Origin of the sequence: Carboxylicivirga caseinilyticus (genome assembly GCF_050589785.1) — a bacterium.
Lineage (GTDB): Bacteria > Bacteroidota > Bacteroidia > Bacteroidales > Marinilabiliaceae > Carboxylicivirga > Carboxylicivirga caseinilyticus.
The window spans coordinates 49,304-73,670 of record NZ_JBNGOX010000003.1 but is presented as its reverse complement, the minus strand read 5'-3'; the positions used below and the strand labels follow the sequence as shown (position 1 = coordinate 73,670).

Annotated in this window: 13 protein-coding genes; 7 read left to right on the top strand and 6 right to left on the bottom strand. The window is 31.7% G+C overall.

What is annotated here, in order from left to right:
* The first annotated feature begins 219 nt into the window (after positions 1–219).
* The 4 genes from ACRD62_RS02220 to ACRD62_RS02205 all read left to right on the top strand — a co-directional run bounded on the left by ACRD62_RS02220 (position 220) and on the right by ACRD62_RS02205 (position 5,787).
* Positions 220–3,177, top strand: a complete 2,958-nt coding sequence (locus ACRD62_RS02220) for an ATP-binding cassette domain-containing protein (protein WP_430818487.1) — start codon at positions 220–222, stop codon at positions 3,175–3,177.
* A gap of 25 nt (positions 3,178–3,202) precedes the next feature.
* A complete protein-coding gene (locus ACRD62_RS02215) occupies positions 3,203–3,685 on the top strand; it encodes a hypothetical protein (protein ID WP_430818486.1) in 483 nt (160 codons plus the stop codon).
* Between the two features lie 85 nt (positions 3,686–3,770).
* Positions 3,771–4,886, top strand: coding sequence for an ATP-binding response regulator (locus tag ACRD62_RS02210; protein WP_430818485.1), 1,116 nt, complete (start codon positions 3,771–3,773; stop codon positions 4,884–4,886).
* A gap of 10 nt (positions 4,887–4,896) precedes the next feature.
* The gene (locus ACRD62_RS02205) at positions 4,897–5,787 is read left to right on the top strand and encodes a hypothetical protein (protein WP_430818484.1); all 891 of its coding nucleotides are present in this window, start codon (positions 4,897–4,899) and stop codon (positions 5,785–5,787) included.
* 95 nt (positions 5,788–5,882) lie between these two features.
* Here ACRD62_RS02205 and ACRD62_RS02200 read toward each other — a convergent pair whose 3' ends face one another.
* Complete coding sequence (locus ACRD62_RS02200) at positions 5,883–7,937, bottom strand: OmpA family protein (RefSeq protein ID WP_430818483.1); 2,055 nt, start codon at positions 7,935–7,937, stop codon at positions 5,883–5,885.
* A 2-nt stretch (positions 7,938–7,939) separates the two neighbouring features.
* Positions 7,940–8,971 (bottom strand): PorP/SprF family type IX secretion system membrane protein, encoded by a 1,032-nt coding sequence (locus tag ACRD62_RS02195; RefSeq protein ID WP_430818482.1) that lies wholly within the window; start codon positions 8,969–8,971, stop codon positions 7,940–7,942.
* 96 nt (positions 8,972–9,067) lie between these two features.
* Here ACRD62_RS02195 and ACRD62_RS02190 point away from each other — a divergent pair, with 96 nt between their 5' ends.
* Genes ACRD62_RS02190 through ACRD62_RS02180 form a run of 3 tightly spaced genes read left to right on the top strand, consistent with a single transcriptional unit; the run spans position 9,068 to position 14,727 of the window.
* Entirely contained in the window at positions 9,068–13,399 is a 4,332-nt protein-coding gene (locus ACRD62_RS02190) for a PKD domain-containing protein (protein ID WP_430818481.1), read from the top strand.
* A 22-nt stretch (positions 13,400–13,421) separates the two neighbouring features.
* Positions 13,422–14,291: a hypothetical protein gene (locus ACRD62_RS02185; RefSeq protein WP_430818480.1), complete on the top strand. Its 870-nt coding sequence runs from the start codon at positions 13,422–13,424 to the stop codon at positions 14,289–14,291.
* 4 nt (positions 14,292–14,295) lie between these two features.
* The gene (locus ACRD62_RS02180; protein WP_430818479.1) at positions 14,296–14,727 is read left to right on the top strand and encodes a hypothetical protein; all 432 of its coding nucleotides are present in this window, start codon (positions 14,296–14,298) and stop codon (positions 14,725–14,727) included.
* Between the two features lie 67 nt (positions 14,728–14,794).
* On the opposite strand, the gene ACRD62_RS02175 is transcribed toward ACRD62_RS02180, so the two are convergent.
* The 4 genes from ACRD62_RS02175 to ACRD62_RS02160 form a co-directional block, all read right to left on the bottom strand.
* Entirely contained in the window at positions 14,795–15,970 is a 1,176-nt protein-coding gene (locus ACRD62_RS02175; RefSeq protein WP_430818478.1) for an ATP-binding response regulator, read from the bottom strand.
* Positions 15,971–15,990: 20 nt separating this feature from the next.
* The gene (locus tag ACRD62_RS02170) at positions 15,991–21,159 is read right to left on the bottom strand and encodes a PAS domain S-box protein (RefSeq protein WP_430818477.1); all 5,169 of its coding nucleotides are present in this window, start codon (positions 21,157–21,159) and stop codon (positions 15,991–15,993) included.
* Positions 21,160–21,552: 393 nt separating this feature from the next.
* On the bottom strand, positions 21,553–23,271 hold the full coding sequence (locus ACRD62_RS02165) for a glycoside hydrolase family 28 protein (RefSeq protein ID WP_430818476.1): 1,719 nt from the start codon (positions 23,269–23,271) through the stop codon (positions 21,553–21,555).
* 31 nt (positions 23,272–23,302) lie between these two features.
* Entirely contained in the window at positions 23,303–24,328 is a 1,026-nt protein-coding gene (locus ACRD62_RS02160; RefSeq protein WP_430818475.1) for a pectinesterase family protein, read from the bottom strand.
* Positions 24,329–24,367 lie beyond the last annotated feature (39 nt).

The following is a 24,367-nucleotide window of genomic DNA, read 5'->3' as shown; positions in this document are numbered from 1 at the left end:
ACTTATATATTAAGTCATTGTGATTAAGTACTTTTTTTTGTTTTTAATATAAACAAAAAACATAATACCTTGAACATAGATTATTTCTTAATCACATATTTAACAAAAAGTGAAGGTAAGACTAATGAGAATAAATAGATAAAACTGCATAAACAATTAATTGCCCATATTCAATTACACTAACCAATTAATTAATCAATTTCTCAGTATCGTAACATTATGGAAGTTTTCTTTAAAAGTGAGACTATAGTAAATATAATTGAGCTGTATACTGTTTTTAATAGATACAATACCAAGGATTTTACTTCCATTGACATATCCTATCTCGAAGCTTATTTAACCCCCATACTATCAAAACAAAGCCGACTTGAATTTCTTGACTATTACAAATTTCAAACAACCCAATCTAATTCGAAAAAGGATATTGATAAAAATCAACTATTCACCAAATGCAATGATTTATTAATCAAGCTTAAATCAGAATTAGATACAAACCAGAAATTTGAACTTTACATTGCATGCTTAGAATATAGCTTATTTATTATTAATGAAAACAATACAAGTGAAATTGAGACTTTATTAGATCTGATCTTTACAACATTCAATCTGAATCACGATATAGTACATGATATTAAATGCTTTTGTAAAAAAGATACTGATCTTATAAAAAATAAAGAGAATATAATTGTTGCTGGAGATTTTAAACGTATTAAACCAAAAACCTACAACATTTTTCAATCTAATTATTTAAATGGCAACATTTGGTTTTTTTTCATAGAGCCTTTGAAAGCATTTTTATTTCAATACACCGGAACAGATACATTAATATTAAACAACCAATCAATTTTTAAGAATCGTATTTACTATCTATCATTAGGAGGAATTATTGAGGGAGATAACATAGATCCAATATTTTACAGCGAACTTTTAATTAATAAGAAATCAGTCAAATTTGAATCTGTCGATCTTGAAGTAAGAGAGATTTCTAAAACCTTTAAAAACACAAATCAAGGTATTAAACCATTAAGTTTTGAGGTTACAGCCGGTAATTTAATGGCCATTATCGGTACAAGTGGTAGCGGTAAAACAACACTTTTAAATTTACTTAATGGCAACTTAAAAACAGATCAAGGCTCTATTTTAATAAACGGCTACAATCTGAACTCTGACTATGAAGTAATACGTAAACATTTAGGGTATGTACCTCAAGATGACTTGTTAATCGAAGAACTAACTGTTTTTCAAAATCTTTTAATTAATGCCAATTTATGTCGTGATAATCTATCTCATAAAGAAAGGATTGAATTAGTAACACAAACATTATATGATCTCGACTTATATGAGGTAAAAGATTTAAGGGTAGGTAATCCATTAAATAAAATTATTAGCGGAGGGCAGCGAAAAAGATTAAATATTGCTTTTGAAATCATACGTCAACCCACTATACTTTTTCTCGATGAACCAACCTCTGGCCTATCGTCCTCGGATGCTTATTCGGTTATTAATCTTTTAAAAAATATAGCTCTTACAGGAAAAATTGTAATCATAAACATTCATCAGCCAACATCTGATATCTTTTACTTGTTTGATAAGTTACTTGTTCTTGACCAATTAGGATATGCAACTTATTTTGGTAATCCAATTTGGGCAGTCAAACACTTTAAAAAATTATTGGAGTTTGAAGACTCTGCATTAGAAGATAACATTAAACTTGGAAACTTTAGTCCTGAAAGAATTTTTCATTTAATGTATTCCAAATCTAAAGATAAAGATGGTAATGCAACAAACAAACGAATATATGATGGAAAAGAATGGAATAAACACTATCTAAAATCACATATAGCAACAGACAAAGTCAAATCAAAACAACAATTACCTTCATCACTTACTAAAAAGCCAAATTCCACAAAGCAATTTGCAATCTTTACTCTGCGAAATTTCATGACCAGAGGTGCTGATTTGCCTTATATACTGTTACTATTATTAAGCTCTCCGGTTTTAGCATTTATGATGTCATATTTTTTAAAGTCAACTGATTTTGATACCCATCAATACAGCTTCATAAACAATGATAATATACCGGTATATTTGTTTATAAGTGTAATAATTTCAATTTTCCAAGGTTTGATTATTAGTTCTGCTGAAATATTCAGAGACCTAAAAATCTTAAAAAGAGAGTCCTTTCTTAACCTAAATCCATTGGCTTACCTTAACTCCAAACTTGTTTATGTACTCATTATTAATGCATATCACATAGGCACTTATGTACTAATTGGAAATGCAATATTGGAGATCAAAGCGCTGTTTTGGTATTACTTTATCGTTTTATGGGTGACTGCATCAAGCTCTAGCCTTATTGGTTTATTTATTTCGACCAGGTTCAAATCAATGCTATCGATATACATCACCATTCCTTTTATTTTAATTCCTAAAATACTATTGGCAGGAGCAATATTGGATTATGATAAAATTCATCACACACTATCATCGCCCAAATATGTACCAGTATATGCCGATTTTACCATTTCACGATGGGCTTATGAAAGCATTGTAGACATCCAATTCTCCTTAAATAAATATGATAACGAGATCTATAATGAGTTAATTAACAAAAGTACCTTTCAATATTACATTTATTTCACCATTCCATTTTTAAAGGAAGAAATTAATTCAGCTAATTACAAAGATGGAACAAGTGTCAATGAAATGGTTAAGTCTATATTTGAAGAATTGCTATTACAGTTTCCTGCTTTAAATAAAAGCATAAAAATTGATGAAATTGATTTTTCAGATCAGGAAAAACTAAATGTTTTGATCAAGAAAATTGAGAAATGGTTAAAATTAAATTTGCGCGAAACAAACAAGAGTATTGATATTTATCGTGCTAATTTAAAAGTTGAAAAAAAAGATTATTACAATAAGAAGCTTGCCGAATTTGCGCTTGGTCATGATAATATGTTGAATTATATTGAAAGAAATAATGAATTAGTTCGAAAATATCAACCATGCTACCACATACCAGATAACAGTTTTGGACGATCGCATTACTTTGCCCCATATAAAAAAGTTGGAGCATATTATATTAAAACATGGAAATTTAACACACTAGCACTTTTACTTTATGGATTATTATTTTATCTTCTTACACTGAAGCAATTAATTAAAAAAAGATTTTAAGGTATAATATTTAAAATATTTAACTATGATAAGATTATCATTCTTCATTTGTATCATGTATCTATTTACAGTAAACACTAATGCGCAAGACTGTAAACATTTATTTGATTCAACCCCTCCGTTGGGTGAAAAGTATATTACTAAATCAGATAGATTATTTGAGATCACCAAAGGTAATGCAATTAAAGTAATTCGTTTTTTATACGGTAACAGCAATTACAACATTATAATAACCAAAGATAATCCTAATCTAAAAATCGGATTAAAACTTATCGACACTAAAAATCTTGAGGTCTTATGGGACAATATCAATAAAGATTTATCTGAAGAAATCAATATTTCATTGGATAATTCTTGCAGAGTTGCGATTGAAATAACTTCACTTGCTGAAAATGAACAACAAACAGACTGTATTGCTTTAACTATTCGCTCGTTTAAAAATCACACGCCTATAGAAACAGATAATCAATCGACACCCAATAGTCCTCCTGATCCTGATTGGCAATAATTATCAAAGCTACTCATACATTATTCAATTTAATTAAACCTCATCGTGAGATAAATAAACCACATGATTTAAATTTTACTATAAAATGAAGAAAAAGGGGCGAATACTAATTATTGATGATAACACTAAAAATCTTCAGGTTTTAGCTAATATCTTAAGCAGCAATCATTACGATGTTGAAATCGGCATTAGTGGGTTTGATGTTTTCAATTGGTTGGAACATGAAATTTTTGATTTATTATTATTAGATATTATGATGCCTGAAATTGATGGTTTTGAAGTTTGCAGACGAATAAGAAAAAATAATCAATACGATTTAATGCCTATTATTTTTATTTCTGCAAAAACAGATTCTCAGAGTATGGTAGAAGGATTTGATTCTGGTGGGCAGGATTATATTTCCAAACCATTTGATCAGGCTGAATTACTTGCCAGGGTTAAAACACATATTGAATTAAGGAAAAGTAAAGAAAGTCTTAAAAGATTAAACACCGATCTTGAACAATTAGTAAATGAACGTACCTATGAACTAAATATAGCCAACAAGAAACTTCTTGATCTTAGTAAAACTAAAGACAGATTTCTTAAATTTATTGGCAATGAAATAAGTAAACCTTTGGTATCAATAACAAAGGTTATTGAAATCATAAAGCATTCTTCTGAGTCGAACCGGATGGCAGGTACAATTTCGCAATTAGACCAATCAGTTGAAAAACTAAGAAAAGTTACACTGATGGCCTCATATATTACGCAGATTAGTACTTCTGCCGAAATAAATGACAGAAAACCATTCTCATTGTTATCAGCTGTTGAGTATATATTAGTTAAAATGAATTCAATACTGGAACAGAAAAATCTTGAATTGGATATTGATATTGATGACAAAATAGTTGCGTATGGAAATAATTTACTTTTTAAAAGTTCATTACAATCTATTTTATCAACAGTATTTGAAGAAATAGAAGATAACCAGTTGATAAAAATATCAAGTATAAAAAATAAAGAAACTAACCAATTAGTAATTGAAGCATTTATTAACTCATGGAACGATAATGATTCATTATCGGAGGAAATCTCATTGCTTAATTCTTATAGTCAAACCATTATGCAGCTTGATGCCGGAGCTTTCCGGTTACTCAATGAAGACCAACGAACCGTTACGTTTGAATGGACCTTCTTAAATGAAAATAGAAAACTTTAAATTAATGATTATGAAATCAAGTCTAAACTTTATAGTGTTTTTTGCAATTGTGATATTGACACAACTTCTTGCAGGATGTTCTGGATGTAAACAAAATAAAAATACGTTAGGTGATAAAGTAAATTTTGAGGATATCAATATTATTGATACCCTTGATGCTGTGATAATGGCTTTACCTTCACCTGAAGAGATACTGGAATATATAAAAAGTAATAACGTTTCGTTCGATAATACATTACTCAGCAAAAATGAAATTACGCAAAAAGCATTGAATAATACACAAAAGAAAATAACCCTTGGCATGTATTTAGCAGACCTTGCATATCTGTCTTCGTTTTCAAAATCAGAATATCTGTCTGAATATATGCATTTAATAGATGAACTTCTTAAGGATTTAGAATTAACTCCAATTGTATCAAAAGAACTAAGATCCAAGCTAATTGATTCAGATTTAAATCCACAAGATATTTATCAAATTGTTAATCAGCTTCACGACTCTGTTATCAATTATTTATATGATGTTGATGATGGAAAAACACTGACTCTTATATCAATTGGAACATTTTGCGAAATAATATATGTTTCTGTAAATCTGCATAATGACTATGATTTATTTGCAGAATCAGCAACAAAAATAACAGAGCAAAAATTAATTTATGACGATCTCTTATCCATGACAAATTCATTTAAGGATAAAGAGCTTCAAGAATTTTATGAAAAATTAAGTGTCTTAAATAATCACTTTGCTTCAATGAATTTTGATTCTGAAATCATTAGCTCTGAAACATCCGAAGACAGTACTCTAATCATTAATAGTTTAACAACATCTGAATTATCTAAAGAGAAGTATACTGATTTTACAAAAGCAGTCAATCAACTCCGATCAGATTTATTGAATTGATTTTTAGAACATTTCATAATATTAATCTTCCTATCATTACAAAAGAATAAAATTGAATGATAGGGAGATTTTTGTAAAATATCATTAATAGATGCTTAACGCAAACCAACAACTTCAAATTCTGTCCTTCTATTTTTCTTTCTTCCTTCGGGATTATCCGCACCATCAGCCTTTTCATTTGGGGCAATAGGATCCGACTCTCCTTTTCCAACAGCTTCTAATCTTTCTGGGTTAATACCTTTTTCAACTAAATATTTAACAACATTCTCAGCCCTCTTTTCTGATAATCGCAAATTATAACGTTCACTCCCTACATTATCAGTATGAGAAATAATTCTTATTCTAATCTCTGCATATTTTTCAATCAATGTTAACAGAGTAGAATCCAAAGCCGCCTTAGCCTCGCTGGTTAATGCTATTTTATCAAACTCATAATTAATATTTTTAATTTCTATTGGTTGAGTGGGAATAGTTAAAACCGGCTTTAAATCAAGAGACAAAACATCCTTTACATTTTCATCTTTTGTATTGAAAGTAAATCCTCCGCCTACCACCAGGGTATCTTTCACTTCAATTCTATAATCGTTACCCTTATCAAGCCAAACTCCAAATTCACCATTTTCATTGGTAAAAGTTTCTTTTATTAAAAATGAGGCAGTGGTATCAGCCACCTGTGAAATAGAAATGACCTGATTAGACAAAACCCCATTGGTTGAATTTTCTTCTGCCATTATTGGGATACCTTCACTTGTTAGAAGTTTTTGCGTTTTAATTTTACCACTTACAAAAACCCTTGCAACTTCAGTCTCGGTAAAACCAAATATTCTATTTAAATAAACTTCTTTATTTGCTTGCAGGTAAGTTAATCTGTTAGAGCAAAAAACACCTTCACTTCCGGACTCATTGCGGTAATAATCCATATCATCATAAGGTGAATTGATAGGGTAACCGACATTCAATGGATCTTGCCAATTTACTAATTCTCCCTTGGCATAAAAAATGTCATAACCGCCAATAGTTGGGTGAAAATCCGAACTAAAAAACAAGCCATGCGATTCAAGTTCGTAAAATGGAGTTATTTCATTTCCACTTGTATTGATAAATGCACCCGCATTATAAACACCAGTATGTTTTTTTAATTTTTTATCGTATATGGCATACCATATATCGCTACCTCCTGCTCCTCCTTTTCGGTCAGAAACAAAATATACTACTTCAAGTGAAGGATCATAACAAGTACCAACTGTAGGTTGAGTGGCAGAATAGCCTTGTTTATTAATATTCTTATTTAATAATTCAGGTGAACTCCATATACCATTACGGTTTTCTGACATGTATAAATGACAAATGTATTTATTGTTTTTATCACGATTACATTTCGTGAAATAAAACCTTAATCCATCAACAGACAATGCTCCATCACCTGTATCAAAGTCATCAAAATTGAAATAAGGCTGAGGCAAATCTGTTTTTTTGTTCCAGACATCTGTTTCATTTTTTACGACATAGCAGAAGCCTCTTTTTGATTCATATGGACTATTCAATTTTTCTATTAAATCATCAGAAGTTACGCCACCGTAAATTAATTCAGTGTTACTTATCAGATAAGGTGCAAATTCAATCATTTGCTCATTAAAATCAATTCTCAGAGGATCAATTTTGGTGTATACAACTGTATCAGATAATCTCAATGCCAATTCACAACCAAAAATAGAATTATCAATCCTATCACGGGAAACATCCCCCATCTTTAGTCTTTTTGTCTTTGACCTTAGTTTTTTTAAGATATCTATTGCTTCGGTATAATTACCCTTTACTTTTTCCAATTCCGCTAAATAAAAAGCAATTTCTCCATTTTCAAATGGGTGTAAATCGAAATCAGAACGCAAAAAATCGTATGAGATATTCCATTGCTTACTTAAATACAACGCTTTACCATAATACAACTTAAACTTTGGTTCATCTTTCTTTCTCTTAAGTAATTCTGCCGCAATATCTATTGATGTCAAGTAATCCTTTAGTAATACAGATTCTTTATACATCCGTATCAATTGCCAATTCTTATAACTCTTATAATCTAATGAAATTTGAGCTTTTAATGTAATTGCTATGAAAGAAATAGCGAATATTAAAATAATCCTCTTTATCATTCTTAGAATCTTTCAGTAGGGTGAATAATTTCTCGCAAGGAGGAATTGGGTAGAATATATACCAATCCAAATTCAATACCTGTATTGGCAGAATAATTTGACTTTAACCCTGAAATATCAAAATCATAACTCGAAAAAAACTTCCATTTTGAAAAGTCAATTCCAAAACCGAAAATTATGCTCTCAAAATTATTCAATATTCCGTTTCTTAAAAAAAGCCCTCCTTGAATATTTCTTATGCTCTTATTTGCATTTATTCTATAACCAACATTTGAACCGATTAATGTTTGCCTTGATTTTCCTTGAGCAACAAGAACAAATGCGGGCGTTGTAAAAATAAATTCGGATATAGAATATTCAAACTTCGTATGAAATACGTTTCGTACATCTGTTTGATTTTCTTCCCCAAAAAATGTTTCACTTGGTTTGTTAAGGTTTTGAGCAGAATAACCCACATTTAAAACAGATTCACTAAAGGTTTTGGTAACCAAAAAACCCATACCAGCCGATACATTACTTGAAGTATTTATATCAAATTGCTCAGCTGTAGGCAAATTTCTGTCGAATGATCCTGTTTCTCTACTATATTGATCCGGGTAGGTTTCATTTAAGCTATTGAATGACTTTGATACATAACCAATTTGCAATCCTGCAGTTATAGCAACTGTTCTTGTAACAGAAACTCTTTTTGCAATATTTGCGAACAGGTAATGTGCCGGAAAATTATACTCACCTGCATCATCATGGCTATAATAAATACCAACATCTATTTGTTCATCAAAAGGGAAAAACGGTTTTTCAAAGCTTGTATAAAATGTTTGGTATGGCACACCTAAATTATAACCTTGAGCCCGATACATTGCAACAGCACGAAGATCTCCATCAAAACTACCAATGTTAGCCGGATTAAGTGTTAAATGTGTCAGATATAAATTTGAGAAATGAATATTCTGACTTTTTACCGCCGGAAAAAACCAAACATACAGTATTATAATACAAGCATATATCAACAAAACATCTACTCTTTTCTTCATCCAGTCTTATTAATTGAAGGTTAAAATAGAGGAACCAATTGAAAATAGCAATTTTTTTGTTATTTTCGATATCCGGCAAACAAAGTTTAACACATTATGAGATATATACTATTACTAGCTATTAGTACAATACTTATTAAAACATCAAATGCCCAGAATATTATTGATTTCTCATCTGATATCCAAAAAGGGTGTTCGCCCATCATTATTAGTTTCAATAACCTATCAACGTACCCTGAAGGCACAACTTATTTTTGGGATTTTGGAAATGGGAACACTTCAACAGAAATAAATCCTCAAACAACCTATTCTATCTTTGGCACTTATACAATATCATTAAGTGCAACCTACAACGATATTACAGAAACCATTGTTAAGAATAATTATTTACTTGTTTATGCGCAGCCCGAAGTAGACATTGAAGTAATTGGTAATAATAGAGGATGTGTTCCTTTAAAAGTTAATATGCAACCCAACAATATAAATGGAGCAAACATTAATCAATATACATGGAGTTTTGGGGATGGCAATATCAGCGCAGATGAAATAACAGAACATACCTATGCTATACAAGGAGATTTCTCCATTACTCTATTGGTCGAAGACGATAACGGATGTACCGGATCAGTTACCAAAGAAAACTTTATTCAATCATTTAAACCGGTTGCAAAATTTGGTGCCGATAAAACTTATAGCTGTAACGGTGAAATAGAAGTAAATTTCAACAATCTTTCTGAAAGCATTTTAAATTTCTCAAGCATTTGGTCGTTCGGCGATAATGAGCAATCTGATCTAAATTCTCCCTTTCATAAATACAACAATAAGGGTTTATATGATGTTGCCTTAAAAATAACCGATGAATTGGGATGCTCTGATTCAATTGATGTAAGCGAATTGATTCGAATTGAAAAGGTTAAAGCTTCATTTTCAACCAATAAAGATACAATATGTATAAATGAGCCACTTGCTTTTATAAACACAAGCTCCGATGCAAATCAGTATAAATGGACATTTAGTGACGGCACTCAACTAAACAATAAAGATGTAACCAAAGCTTTTAATAACTATGGTAATGTAACAGTAACTTTAACTGCCGAAAACAACAATTGTAAATCAGACACATCAACCATCATCAACATTGAATATGTAGAAGCAGATTTTATACCCATAGATACCTTTTTATGCGAGGCGAATCAAAATTTGCGATATTTTGACAGATCTGTAAATGCAGTTGAATGGAATTGGAAATTTGGCAATGGAGTAACTTCGAATAGCCCAAATCCCCAGATTTATATAGAAAGCTCAAAAATACTGGAAGAAAATTATTTTATAACCTACTCCGATACTCTTGAAGTTAAAAGCAAACACAATTGTAAAAGTAAGAAGATTGCAAATAACAACATTAAGATAAGAATTCCAGAAATTATTTTAGACAATTCTAACTTAACTGGTTGTGTACCTTTTGAAACAAACCTCCATGCAAATGTTCATTACGATACACCTAACGATCATATCAAATCAGTACAATGGTTAGTTAACAACATAGTTGTATCAGATAATGAGAATTATACACATTATCAATCTGATATTGGCAACCAAAAAATTATTTATCAGGTCGAAACAAATTTGGGATGTTTGCATACATCTGAATTAACAGTAAGTGCAGGTGAGCAATTAACACCATATTTTACCATACAACCAGAAGGTCCGGTTTGCGCGTCAGAAGTTGTAATGTTATCCGGAAAGGTTGAAGAGCCAGATAAAAAGTATAACGTTTCATGGGACTTGGGAGATGGTAGTGTAATTTTACCAGCTGACATTATTCCTCATCAATTCGAAGACACCGGTTATATGGATATAACATTTGAAGTTATAAACTTTGGATGCAAGAGTTCCATTACTAAAACAAATGCTATTTATATTAACGGACCCTATATTGATTTAAGTTTAGTGAATGATTGTAATCTGCCTTTGGATTATAAATTTTTGGGCGAAATAAAAGGTGCAGATCACTTCACATGGGACTTCGGTGATGGTAGTGGCGTGCTTGAAAACACAAATTCCCCTAGCCACAGTTATAGTGTTTCTGGAGATTATATTGTTGAAATCAATGCATCAAACAACACTAATGGATGTACTTTTCTTACAAGAAGATCAATTAAAGCACGTGACCTAAGAGCTGATTTTAATATAACTACTGATAAAAGATGTCCCAAAAATCCAATAGTATTTGACGGAAGAATTACAAAAGATAATTTTCCGTTTAAACAAAACAACATAACCACAAACTATCTCTATTTAATTGATAATAAGGAATTAATTACAGACACTACACTTACCTACAGTTTTAATAACAAAGGGGCACATACGGTTAGTCTGATTGTACACGACATCAATCAATGTATTGACACCTTAACCAAAACAGTTCAAATTTTTAAGCCTGAAGTTAACTTTGAAAGCAATTATAAATTAGGTTGCATGCCTGTAACCTTTAGTTTTAATGACCAATCTGTCTCAGATACGCTTTTAACCAGTTGGCAATGGAATTTTGGTGATGGTCAAACATCAGAAGAACCATCGCCTGATCATGAATATGATAGTTTTGGTAATTACAATGTAAGCCTTACAGTTCAAGATGCAGAAGGATGTATTTCTACATTGAAAAAAAATGAAGATATCCAGGCTATCTTTCCTGATGCATCTTTTATTGCTGATGACACAACGGGTTGTGTCAGTCAGGATATTACCTTATCCGAAAATACTACAAGTATCATCTCTTCCTACAAATGGTTTCTGAATGAAGAAATCTTATCTGAAATTGCTCAACCAACGCTCAACTTTAATGACTCTGGTTACTATACAATCAGACTTGATATTATTGATGAACATGGTTGCGAGGCAAGCAAAACAAAAGAAAACTATATTCATATTCAAGAGCCTCCTCAAACCTATTTTGAATCATCCAGTACTTATTCTGATTGCTATCCATTTTTAGTCAAATTTCAGGATAAATCGGTAACTGACTATCCGGGATCATGGTATTGGTTATTTAATCAGGAATCAAATAAATCAATTGTACAAAACCCATCGTTTATCTATTCTAAACCAGGAAAATATGATGTTACCCTGATTAGTTCTACAACTTATGGATGCTCTGACACTCTTGTAAGAAAGAATTATATTGAAGTAAAAGGTCCATATGCTAAACCGGTTGTTAATGATACAATTTGTATTAACAGCCCGGTAACATTGTCGGCAATAGACACTTCCGACATTTATAAAATTGCATGGGATCTTGGAGATGGCAATATCATTAATAATTTGAACGCCATTCATACTTATAAAACTGCAGGAGAACTCTATCCCTCTCTCATCATTCAATCTGATAGTATTGGAACATGCAATGTAATAATCAGAGATACAATTAGAGCTATTGATTTTAAAGCAGATTTCTTAACAGATTTACTGCCTGAATCAGGTTGTATACCTCTTGAGATAAATCTTAATAATCAATCAATTAATGCCGGTAATATTATCTGGCTTATTAATGATACTTTACAAACAGAAAATTCAACTTACTCTTTTACTATTGATGAATCAGGATTAAACACTATTCAACTTATTGCACAGAACACAAAATATGGCTGCATTGACACCAGTGATATAAAAACTATTGTAGCCTATCCTCCACCAACCATTACAACCAGTAACGACACACTTATTTGTGTTGGTGATCAGATAATTATTAATGCTTACGGTGGAATAAAATATCTATGGGAGCCTTCTTCATCGTTGGATGATGAAACAATAAATAATCCATTAGCTCAACCTGACAGTTCAACTCTTTACAAAGTACTGGTAACCGATATCCATCAGTGTTCAGCCATTGATTCACTTTTTATTACAGTACAACAGATTCCAACTCTATCGATACCAGATACAACAATTATAATAGGTGAAACTGTATTTATTCAAATTTCTCATGACGGTTTGTTATCGGCAGAGTGGGAACTAATGGACGGAATTAACTGTACGAATTGTTTTAACAATGAGTTTAAACCCCTTGAGACCACAGAATATAAAGTCTGGATAACAGATACAAGCAGTTGTTTTACTGTAGATTATTCATATTTAATTAATGTAGAGAAAAAATATTCCATCGATCTGCCTTCAGCATTTACACCTAATGGCGACGGGATTAACGATCTTTTATTTGTGCGTGGCTGGGGCTTAGAGAAATTAATTGAATTTAAAATTTTTAATCGCTTTGGAGAGTTAGTATACCAATCTGTTAATATTGATCAAGGATGGGATGGCACTTATAAAGGTAAGATATTACCCAACGAAACCTACCAGTACATTGTAAAAGCAGTCACATATAACAATGAGATAATTTCAAAATCAGGAAATATTAAGATCATACATTAAACCAGAACTTAATTATCTATATATGAATATATTAATTAAACCTCATGCTTTATTTCTTGTTTTAATCCTGTTTAGCTTACATATCGAAAGCAAACCAATAGAAATTAATTCATCATACATCAATAATGAACAGGATTCTACAAAAACAGAGATATATTCTTTCCCTAATCCGGACGAAATAATGACATATATAATAGATAATAAATTTGATTTTAACGAATCAATCTTAAGTAATCCTAAAGAATCAGACCAATATCTTACCGATGACAGGCAAAACATACTTGTTGGTATTTTCCTGGCTGATCTTGCATATTGTATCTGGTTAGATCAACCGGCTAAGAGTATCCTCTATTTCGATACCATAGATGATATTTCCAAGAGTCAATCACTATTTCCTTACATTTCATATAATGTAAAAGACAGATTAATTGGCAATAGTGGCAATATCGATTCTTTAAAATACATATCAAATGATATTTACAAACTCACAAAAGATTATTTGTTAGAAACAGAACGCTACCAGACCTATGCATTAGTAACCATGGGAAGCATTATTGAAAGTCTTTATTTAATTTTTAATTCCAGCAATCTTAATTCAGCCTCTGCAACAATACGGCAACGTATTGTTGAACAGCAAAATCTCATCTTCAATCTTGAGGATATGTTGAATTCTTATTTAACTGATAGTGAGATAACAGAAATAAAGAAGCAGGTTTCACCCATAATAAATGCATACAAAGAAATGGTATTAAAAAAGAGTCAAACAACAATATCTGATGAAAATAATATTCTTATCATTGGAACTGATCAAAAAGAAGACGTTGATGTGGAATTATTATACAACTTAAAAAGAAAGATTGATATCATTAGAAACAATTGGCTTAATCCATAGCAACATGAAAACATTTAAATACATACAGTTACTGATTATAATACTGATTAGTTGCAACACTACAGCCCAAAACTGTCGTGAATTTGAAAAGAAATGCCCATCTCCTCCCAAAGAATATAAGATAAGTTCACTTTCAAAGTCCTTTTCGTTACGTAAAAAACAAACAATCTATGTAAAATTAACACTATATGCTGATAGAATCTATTTTCTTTCGGTAGATGGTAAAAAGGCTCTAGGAAATATACACTTACGAATATTTGAAAACGACGAAGAAAGAAAAATTCTTTATGACAATGCGATTAATAATTTTCAGAAAACAAAATCAATAAGTGTTCAATCCACAATTAACTTGGTTATTGAAGTCTCTGCTCCTTCGTACTTTAATGATCGGGTTAGAGAATGCAGTGGTTTACTTGTTGCTTATAAAGAAATGTAAATATCTTTAAGCGTATATCGTTCTCTTTATTTGGCGAACAATTCAAACCCTCATTCCTGTATCTCAATTAAGATAATGAAAATTTAAATATGGCTCCTTTTTCTGGTTCACTTTCAACCCATATTTCACCACCAAGAGCCTCAATCAAAGCTTTTGAAATCGACAAGCCTACACCCGATCCTTCAAATGGACGGTTATGATATGTTTTGCCTTGCACAAATCGTTCAAAAATAACTTTATGCATATTCTTTGGTATTCCAACCCCTGTGTCTTTTACAGAAAACTCAATTTTAGAATCAAAATAACATATCTTAATTTCAATATAACCGGATGGTGTATACTTGATGGCATTATTAATTAAATTCATAAACACCTGAAATATTTTTTCTTTATCGGTTTCGAACATAAACCCGTCAGGTATTTTAACTCTTTTGAAAAGCTTTAATCCTTTATCTTTAATCCTAGGTTGAAATGTTAAAATGATTTCATCCAGCATTTCATTAAGATCTACCTCTTCAATACATATGTCGATATTTTGCCCTGATTCTATCTTAGAAAGAATAACAAGATCATTAATCATCGATAACATATGCTCACCTGAATGCTCAATCATTTCTATATAATGAATATAGTTTTCCTTTTCTTCTAAATTAAGTTTCAACAGTTGTGTAAACCCAAAAATGCCATTGAGAGGAGTTCTTATTTCATGAGATAAATTTTGAAGGAAGATTGTTTTTAGCCGATCATTTCTTTCAGCTGCTTCTTTTGCCAGATTGAGCGCCCTGGTTCGTTCTTCAACTTTTTGTTCAAGGGTTTCATTAAGATACTTTAATTTATCAATGTTTTTCTTCAGCAATATATGAGTTCTTACTCTCATTAGTAAATCGCCTCGGTTAAATGGTTTGGTTATAAAATCCTGAGCGCCTATTTTAAAACCATAGTGAACGTTATTGGTATCGTTATGCGCTGAAAGAAAAATAACCGGCAGACTATCCAAATCATATTTTGCTCTTATTTTTTCGCAGACTTGAAAACCATTCATATCAGGCAAAACAATATCTAACAATATAAGATCAAAACACTGTACTCCAATCCATTCCAAAGCTCCTGCCCCGGAGGTTGCAAATTCTACAAGATATTGGTTCTCTTTAAGAATATTACCCAATACCTGAATATTTCGTGGATTATCATCAACAATTAGAATACGACCATTCTTTATTGGCTTAGCTAATGTTATACTCATCTGATTTCGTCCTCCATGGTCTAAAGTTGGTCTATTATAGATTTGTAATTTTTTAGATGAAGAAGTATTTTTTCAATGTTAAAACATTCTGCAGCTATAACCAGCTCATTACCAAGAATTTTTAATTCTTCAAAATTATGAAGCTGTGCTAATTCAACTAAATCATTTCCAAAATCTCTAATTTTATCAATTGGCTGTCTTAAACTGAAAGCTTCATATCGTTTGGCAAAATCATTGTTTAAGGTTGTGACTAAAACTTCTTTATTCTTAATATCAAGAGTTGAGGAAAGTACCTTATTTTTAGATTCTTCTATTGCTATAATTTTATTTGGCAAGTGTTTCATAAGCACGAAATATAGATCCTGAATTTGAAGTGGCTTCATCAAAACACCTGCAAAACCATTATTCTTTATCTTTTTTTCTTGTTCTAACATCACCGATGCGGAGTAGGCATAAACAGGAATGTGTTTAAATTTATCGTTATTTTTTAATTGAATAATCAATTCATGTCCGCTAACTTCCGGCATCATTATATCAATGATAAATAAATCTGGAGTATAATCTTCTAATTTAGCAAACGCTGTAATTGCACTATCTGCTTCTACAATTTCAATTTTTGTATCATATAGTATATCCTTTATAAATTGTCGATTCTCCCTGATATCATCAACAACCATTATCCTGGCTCTATCAAATTCAATATTGGATGGATTAATGGGTAGTACTTCATCTTCATATTGATGATGCATTTTAAACTGTACATTTTTAATTGTAACACAAAACTTACTACCCTTACCTAATTCTGAAGCAACCTGGATATCACCATTCATCAGATTAATTAATTGCTTGCTGATGGCAAGTCCCAATCCGGTTCCTCCCTTTGTGTGAAACTCTCTGAGTTGAACAAACGATTTAAAAATATTATTCTTAAAATCATCAGGTATTCCAATTCCTGTATCGATTACTTCAATAATTACATCAACGATACCTTTATTTGATGTATTTTGATTCTTTCTGTTAATAACACTGGCTACTAATCTAACAGATCCTGTTTCGGTAAATTTAATTGCATTACCGATCAGATTAATGATCACTTGACGTAATCGGGAAGCATCAATATGGATAGAAATGCCTTTTTGAGCTTTAATCTTTATCTCGAATTTTAAGCCCTTTTCAGAAGCCGCTAAATAAAATATTTTATCAAATTCTTTAAAAAATGAAAATACTTCTATGAACTCAGGTTTTAAATCAATTTTACCTGCTTCTACTTTAGAAAGATCCAGAATATCGTTTATTAGGTTCAGAAGTGAATTACCACTGGTAATGATGGAATTCAAAAACTCTTTCTCTCTTTCATTTTTGATATAATTATTTAACAGATTTGAATAGCCTAAAATGGCATTCATTGGTGTTCTAATCTCATGGCTCATGTTGGCTAAAAATTCACTTTTAGCATTATTAGCCCTAAATGCTTCTTCCTGGGCATTTACTAATATTGATTCATAGTTTTTCTGTGCGGTTATATCACGAGCTGCTGCATATAATAAATTATTAAATGGCACAACATGCCAATCGAGGTAAAGATACTCTCCGTTTTTAGCTCTGAAACGATTTATAAATCCACCAAGTAATTGACCCTGTTGTAACTGAAACAAAGCATTTTTTGTAGTTAACTTATCATCGGGATGAATATAGTTTAACACATTCGTATGTAAAATCTCATTTTTTTCATACCCTAATATGTTCTCCCATGAATTATTCACTTTAATAAACTCACCTTCAATTGATCCAATACATAAAAAATCCAATGAAATACTAAAAAAGTTTTCCAATTCTTCAGATTTGTCTCTCAGTGCCTCTTCAATTTGCAAACGTTCATTTATTTCATCCTTTAGTTTAATATTTAATGATTTCAGAGTTAAAGTTCGTTCCTCCACTTTTTGCTCCAGTTTTTCATTTAATTCTAGAATTTTTTGTTCCGTCTTTTTTCGTTCGGTAATATCCTGTTTTATGGCAATAAAATTTGTGATAATATCATTCTCATTTTTTACAGGAGTTATTATCATATGCTCCCAGAATAATGTTCCATTCTTCTTTTTATTTATTAAATCACCTTCCCATGAGTGTCCGGAATTTATCGTTTTCCAAAGATTTTTATAAAACTCATCACTTTGTTTACCTGACTTCAAGACGTTTGGTTTAATTCCTATAATTTCCTTATCATCATAACCAGTAATAATAGAAAAAGCTTTATTAACATAGGTAATTTTTGAATCCAGATCAGTAATAACAACAGAAACCGGACTTTGCTGTACTGCATGATTTAATTTACGAATTTCATTTTCATTATTAATTTGATCTGTTATATCTCGTACGAACCTGATTACTTTGTTTTTAATAAAAGGAACAGTACGAACTTCAAGGTTCACTATTTTATTATTAATAACCGGAGAAAAAACATGAGTAACTAATTCCTGTTTACTAATTGCTTCCCTTATTTTTTTGATATTTACTTCTCCAAGTTCTTGACCAAAAACATCAATAAGATTTGTGCCAATAAATTCAGACATCGGCTTTATGAAATCATTTGACTTGGTTGTATATGCTTCTAAGAAATTACCTTCTTCATCATGTACGAAAAGTTTATCAGGTATTGAACTTATAATAGCAGATAACTTTTCATTTTGCTGTATTAATTTTGATTCAACATCTTTCTTCTCTGAAATATTAATGAAAACACCTGAAACTTCAACCATGTTTTTACCCTGATATCTGATAGCAATATCAGACTGAAGCCAAATTTGTGAATTATCTGGTAAGATATATCTGAATTGTATGGAGTAATCAAAATAATTGATGTTTTTCCAACTAAAGTTTTTAAAGAGTACTTTATCCTCTTCATGAACATGAATAAAGATCTCATCCAATGATTGTGGTATCTGAGAATTATCAATTCCTAATAATTTAATACAATTATCAGACAGATTAAATTTTCCGGTCACCAAATCTTTACTCCAACTACCCATTTTTGCAGTAACCTGGGCAAAGCTTAGTTTTTCTTCGCTAATTTTAATTTGTTGGTTAGCTCTTTCCTTTGCTGTGACATCGTTAAAGGCAACAATTCTTGCTTGCTGATTTCCGATATTAAAATTTTGTGAGTAGGAATCAATATAAACAATATCACCATTTTTTAATTGATACCTTCTATTTTCTACGTAATTATAAACCTTGTTTTGTGCTTTTGTTATATCATCTTCAACGTTACCAAACTCGTCCTCAGGAAATAAGGAGTTTAAAGGTATAGTTAAAAACTCTTCTTTTGAATAACCAAACTTTATACATGCAGTTTCATTTACATTAATCAATTTCATCTTAAATGGATCATACAAACACATTGGCAAAGGATTGTACTCGAATAAGAGGCGATGCATTTCCTCACTTTTTTTCAATCTATCTTCAGTTTCTTTTATACGGGTAACATCTGCTAAAGTAATTACTACATTCTTAACTTTATTATCTGCATTCAGAAGTTCAGGTTTTACGTCCACTAAAATCCAGGTAAATCCTTCGACATGTGGAACCTTAACACCAAACAATTTATTATTAAGCGACAAGCCCGTTTTAAAGGTTATATTAACAGGATTCTGAATTTCATCTCCCACTTGACCTTTATCAACTACCGGATACCATTTAATTTTTGAAAAAGTATTATCATTGATCCTGTCTTTCGACAGACTTAACATTTGCAGGGCAGCCTGATTAATATCAATCACTTCCTCTCGAGAATTCAGGTAAATAACTCCCTTTGACATCGTCTCAAACAAGCTCTGATACTGTTTTTCCTTAATATCCAAATCCTTTCGGACTTTTTTCAAATCAGATAAATCCATTAAATTTCCGTAAATACTACGGGTATAATCTTGGTTTCGATCTGCTTTAGCAACCAATTTTAGCCATTTACGATTGTTGGATCTATCAACTATTTCCAATTCTGTGGTATAAATACCACCAAATTCAAAAAGATTATGCAATTCTTCTTTTAAACAATTTTGATCTTCGCTCATAAATAAAGAGAGAAACAAATCATAACTGTTAAGAATATCTGTTTTAAAATCAAGTCCAAATATTTGATAAATCCCATTTGTTATTGAAAATTTTTCATTGTTTGGATTATAATACCATCCTCCGATTTGAGTAACGTTTTCTGTGATTTCAAGTAAACTATTTTTGTATTGAAGATTATGAAGTGTCTTTTTATGTTGATCTATTTCTTTTTTAAGAAGTCCATTCTTTTTAATTACCTGTTTGTTTAAAATATAAATAGCGAGAATTCCAATAATTAAAAGTATGGGTGTAATAAAATAAAATATAGCACTTTTAATATCATTATAGTTTATTAAAGGCTTATCTTTAGTTTCAAACCATTTAGAATGTATAATATCATATTCTCCATTTCTTACAATTTTTTCCAATCCTTCGTTCAATGCACTCAAAAGAAAATGATTCCCTTTTTGGACGGCAAAACCAAAATCATCAGTATAATTAGGCAAACTAAATTTAACAGGTTTTATATCGGTTAGTTCCAGTTCTTTTAATACACTTTGTCCTGTTATTTGCTGAGTAATTACGGCATCACATCGTCCACTATCTAAAATACGGAAAGCTTCTTGTTGAGAAATAGTTGTGATAATATAATCCGAAAGTTTTTCTCTTCTTACATACTCATGTGCATTATCATTAGACATAACAAGTAATTGTTTGCCCCGCAGATCACTATACTTGAGTATTGTATTATCAAATCTTCGTACAAATGCTGCGCCTCTTAATGTAATGTATGGAAATGAAAAATCATATTTTTTTTGCCTTTCAGAGGTAATTGCCATTATTGGGATAGCATCAATTCTGCCACTGGAAAGACTCTCCATATTATCAGACCAAAGTCCTAGTTCAACTTTTACCTGTAAATTTACAGCATTAGCAGCAGCCTTAAAGATATCGATAGCAAAACCGGCTGCCTCTCCGTTTTCATTTACATATGAGAAAGGTGGATAATTGGTTTCTGCAGAAATTAAAATGACATTGTCTGGAGCTGTTAAATGATATGATTCTAAACTATTTTGTGCTAAACCATCATTTAAAGAAACAACGATATAAAATATTAAACTTAAAAGGTAATATCTACTATTCATCACATTAATTACCAAACAATTAAACCCTTCAAAGCAAATGCTACCAATCAACAATGCTCAAGTTATACTTAATCGTTTTGTATACCATTTTTTATCCCTTTTGTTACATCTTTCTGTATGATTTAATTTTAAAATGAGAACAATATTACTTTGTCTAATAAAAGAATATACGGCTTAAACAGAAATTATTAAATACCATTTAAAAGCCTCTTATCTACAACAGAATATTCTATTAATACAAATGCAATGTTTGTGTTGCAGATAAACTAAAGTATTAATTCGCTTTAATCTGATTAAAATGATAAACATTAACCGCTATAAACAATAAAAAAACAGAGGCTGTCACGAAAATATCGGACAGCCTCTGTTAGAAAGCTAAATATAAAATAAAAATTATTTCAAAAACACACCTTCAGCATTAACATCTGCTTCTATCTCTGTAACCGTCTTCACCTCTTGGCCATTGGTTACATTAATACTAACCTTATCAGTTAATTCTCCCATTATACTGATCGCCACATCACCATTCTGATTAAAATCAAATCCTTCCATAGTTATTGACTTGCCATTATAAACAGACAATGCATTTCCCTGATCAGCAATTACTTTTACATTTTCAAACACCATTCCGTCAGCATCAACTATGGCAATACCTTTTCGGCCTCTTAAAACAGCATTTTTCAGGTGCACATTCTTCAGATTCATTTCGGGTAATCCCATAAAGAAAGCAGCATTTCCAAAACCATTGGCAGTGATATTCTCCATAAACACATTTTTGAACGAAGGCGTTTCTTCACTAACCGGAACTATTTCAGGCTGATCTTCTTTACTTACCTTTTTGTTTTCATCATCAGGTATTGGCGACATTCCTCCATAAAACAAATTAAAGCGAATGGGTTCAGCCGGAATATCAATCATATCAATATTTGAGATATACACATCTTCCACTACTCCACCTCTACCTCGGTTGCTTTTAAAGCGAAGACCAATATCAGTTCCCATAAATACACAGTCGGATACATGAATATTTTTTACACCTCCCGACATCTCACTTCCAACCACAAAACCTCCATGTCCATGATAAACGATGTTGTTTTTAATAATCACATTTTCTGTTGGCATGGCTCGATCACGACCATCCTGATCCTTACCTGATTTAATACAGATAGCATCATCACCCACATCAAAACTATTGTTATAGATCAACACATTTTTACAAGATTCCAAATCCAATCCATCGCCATTTTGAGAGTACCAGGGATTTCGTACGCTCAGATTTCTCAGGATCACATCTTCACACATTAACGGATGAAGGTTCCACGCTGGTGAATTCTGAAAGGTGGGACCATCCAGTAAAACCTTTTTACAACTGATAATACTAACCATTACCGGACGAAGAAAATCCTTAACAGCTTCGTACTCCTCCATGGTATCGTAGTTTTTAACATTAAAATTATCGCGCGCATCACCTGCCTTTGATTTTGCTGTAGGATACCAGATTCTTTCATCATCGCTTAATACACCTCCTGACTTAAGTAATTTCTTCCACTGAGCATCAGTCATCTTACTTTTCTTCACTGGACGCCATGCATCGCCATTTCCATCAAATGTACCATTCCCAGTAAATGCAATATTCACTAAATCTTTTGCATATATCGGAGAAATGCAGCGATAGGTATTCAGTCCTTCGAAACTGGTTTCTATAATCGGATATTTGTCAAAATCTGTACTAAAACGAATAACCGCTCCATCCTCAACATGAAGATTTATATTACTCTTCATGATAATAGGGCCTGTAATAAAAATTCCTCGCGGTACAATTACTTTACCACCTCCTTTGCCCGACACGTTCTCAATTGCTTCAGCAAACGCTTTTGTATTATCCGTTACACCGTCAGCAATGGCACCAAAATCCTTAATATTTACAGAATAGTCCGGAAAAGTTGGCTCTGCCACCTTTGGCATATCAAACTCAACATTCTGGTAAATATGGGGTTCAACATCAGCAGTTGTCTCCTCCTTATCGGTACAACAGCTACTAAAACCTGCCAATAGAAAGCCTACAGCTACTATTAACAGTGGTATCCTAATTTGTATCCTATGCGATCTCATATCTGATTTTTTATTGTTCTTTTTTTGTATTTTACTCTATACGCGCTTTATAATCCCACTCGTCATCTCCTTTTAAGATAGTATCAGGAGTATATTTTTGCATTTCCTTATCTGATAGTTGAAAAGACCATTCAACCCGATTCTCTCTTGATGCACCTGGCCCTTTCGAATTATATTCGGCATAATAAGCAGTCTTCTCTTTTTCTGAACTTCCCCAATTATGCCAACCTTCGGGCTTAATTTGTTTATCGAGATAACAATTAATAAACACCGTTTTTGCGTAAGGTCTCCATGGCCGGCCTAAATAGAAGGTACCTTCTTCTGCATCGCCTGTTATTTTACAATTCAGAAAAACAAAACCAAATTCCTGATCTTTTTCTGTCGAAGCAGCCGTAACATATCCCTCCTCTTTGCAAAAAATCTCGCATTGATCAAACACTGCAACTGACCAGCCAAAAATAAAATCCACCGTCCCTTCGATGTAACAGTTTCTATAATACTGACGACTTCCTTTCCCGTGAGGATATAGAGTATCCTGATAACCAAGAAATCTGCAATTATCAAAAACAACCCGATCTCCCTCCACTCTAACAGCCACTGCCTGCCCGACAGGTCCTGCAGAATTCTCAAAGGTTAGATTTCGCACTGTAAAGTCATTTCCAAAAACAAAGAAACCTGACGAACCCGTTGTGCCCATTTCTTCACCGAAACGATTCTTTTTTGACGCATAATCATCATAAGTTATGATTGTCTGTTCTTTATTTTCACCAATTAATGTGACATTAACTTTTGAAGCTGCCAGAATCAACTTTTCTTTATAAGTACCCTTCTTTATAAAAATGGTGGTTACTTTCTTCCTGAAATCCGGCACAGCATTAAAAGCTTCCTGAACTTTTACAAAATCACCACTCCCATCTGACGCAACCACAAAATCATAATTGTTTTCACTTCCTGAAGCAGAATAAAACAACGAAGCCAATAGAAGAAGCAAGAGACTCTTCCTAATATTTTCTTTATGCTGAAGTGTTAGTTGTTTTCTACTTAAAATGACTTTCATTTCTTCATCGGTATGAAATTCCAATATAAATATGCATAA

Coding starts and splice junctions, on each gene's coding strand:
- ACRD62_RS02220 (WP_430818487.1), top strand. CDS start 220: ATGGAAGTTTTCTTTAAAAGTGAGACTATAGTAAATATAATTGAGCTG.
- ACRD62_RS02215 (WP_430818486.1), top strand. CDS start 3,203: ATGATAAGATTATCATTCTTCATTTGTATCATGTATCTATTTACAGTA.
- ACRD62_RS02210 (WP_430818485.1), top strand. CDS start 3,771: ATGAAGAAAAAGGGGCGAATACTAATTATTGATGATAACACTAAAAAT.
- ACRD62_RS02205 (WP_430818484.1), top strand. CDS start 4,897: ATGAAATCAAGTCTAAACTTTATAGTGTTTTTTGCAATTGTGATATTG.
- ACRD62_RS02200 (WP_430818483.1), bottom strand. CDS start 7,937: ATGATAAAGAGGATTATTTTAATATTCGCTATTTCTTTCATAGCAATT.
- ACRD62_RS02195 (WP_430818482.1), bottom strand. CDS start 8,971: ATGAAGAAAAGAGTAGATGTTTTGTTGATATATGCTTGTATTATAATA.
- ACRD62_RS02190 (WP_430818481.1), top strand. CDS start 9,068: ATGAGATATATACTATTACTAGCTATTAGTACAATACTTATTAAAACA.
- ACRD62_RS02185 (WP_430818480.1), top strand. CDS start 13,422: ATGAATATATTAATTAAACCTCATGCTTTATTTCTTGTTTTAATCCTG.
- ACRD62_RS02180 (WP_430818479.1), top strand. CDS start 14,296: ATGAAAACATTTAAATACATACAGTTACTGATTATAATACTGATTAGT.
- ACRD62_RS02175 (WP_430818478.1), bottom strand. CDS start 15,970: ATGAGTATAACATTAGCTAAGCCAATAAAGAATGGTCGTATTCTAATT.
- ACRD62_RS02170 (WP_430818477.1), bottom strand. CDS start 21,159: ATGAATAGTAGATATTACCTTTTAAGTTTAATATTTTATATCGTTGTT.
- ACRD62_RS02165 (WP_430818476.1), bottom strand. CDS start 23,271: ATGAGATCGCATAGGATACAAATTAGGATACCACTGTTAATAGTAGCT.
- ACRD62_RS02160 (WP_430818475.1), bottom strand. CDS start 24,328: ATGAAAGTCATTTTAAGTAGAAAACAACTAACACTTCAGCATAAAGAA.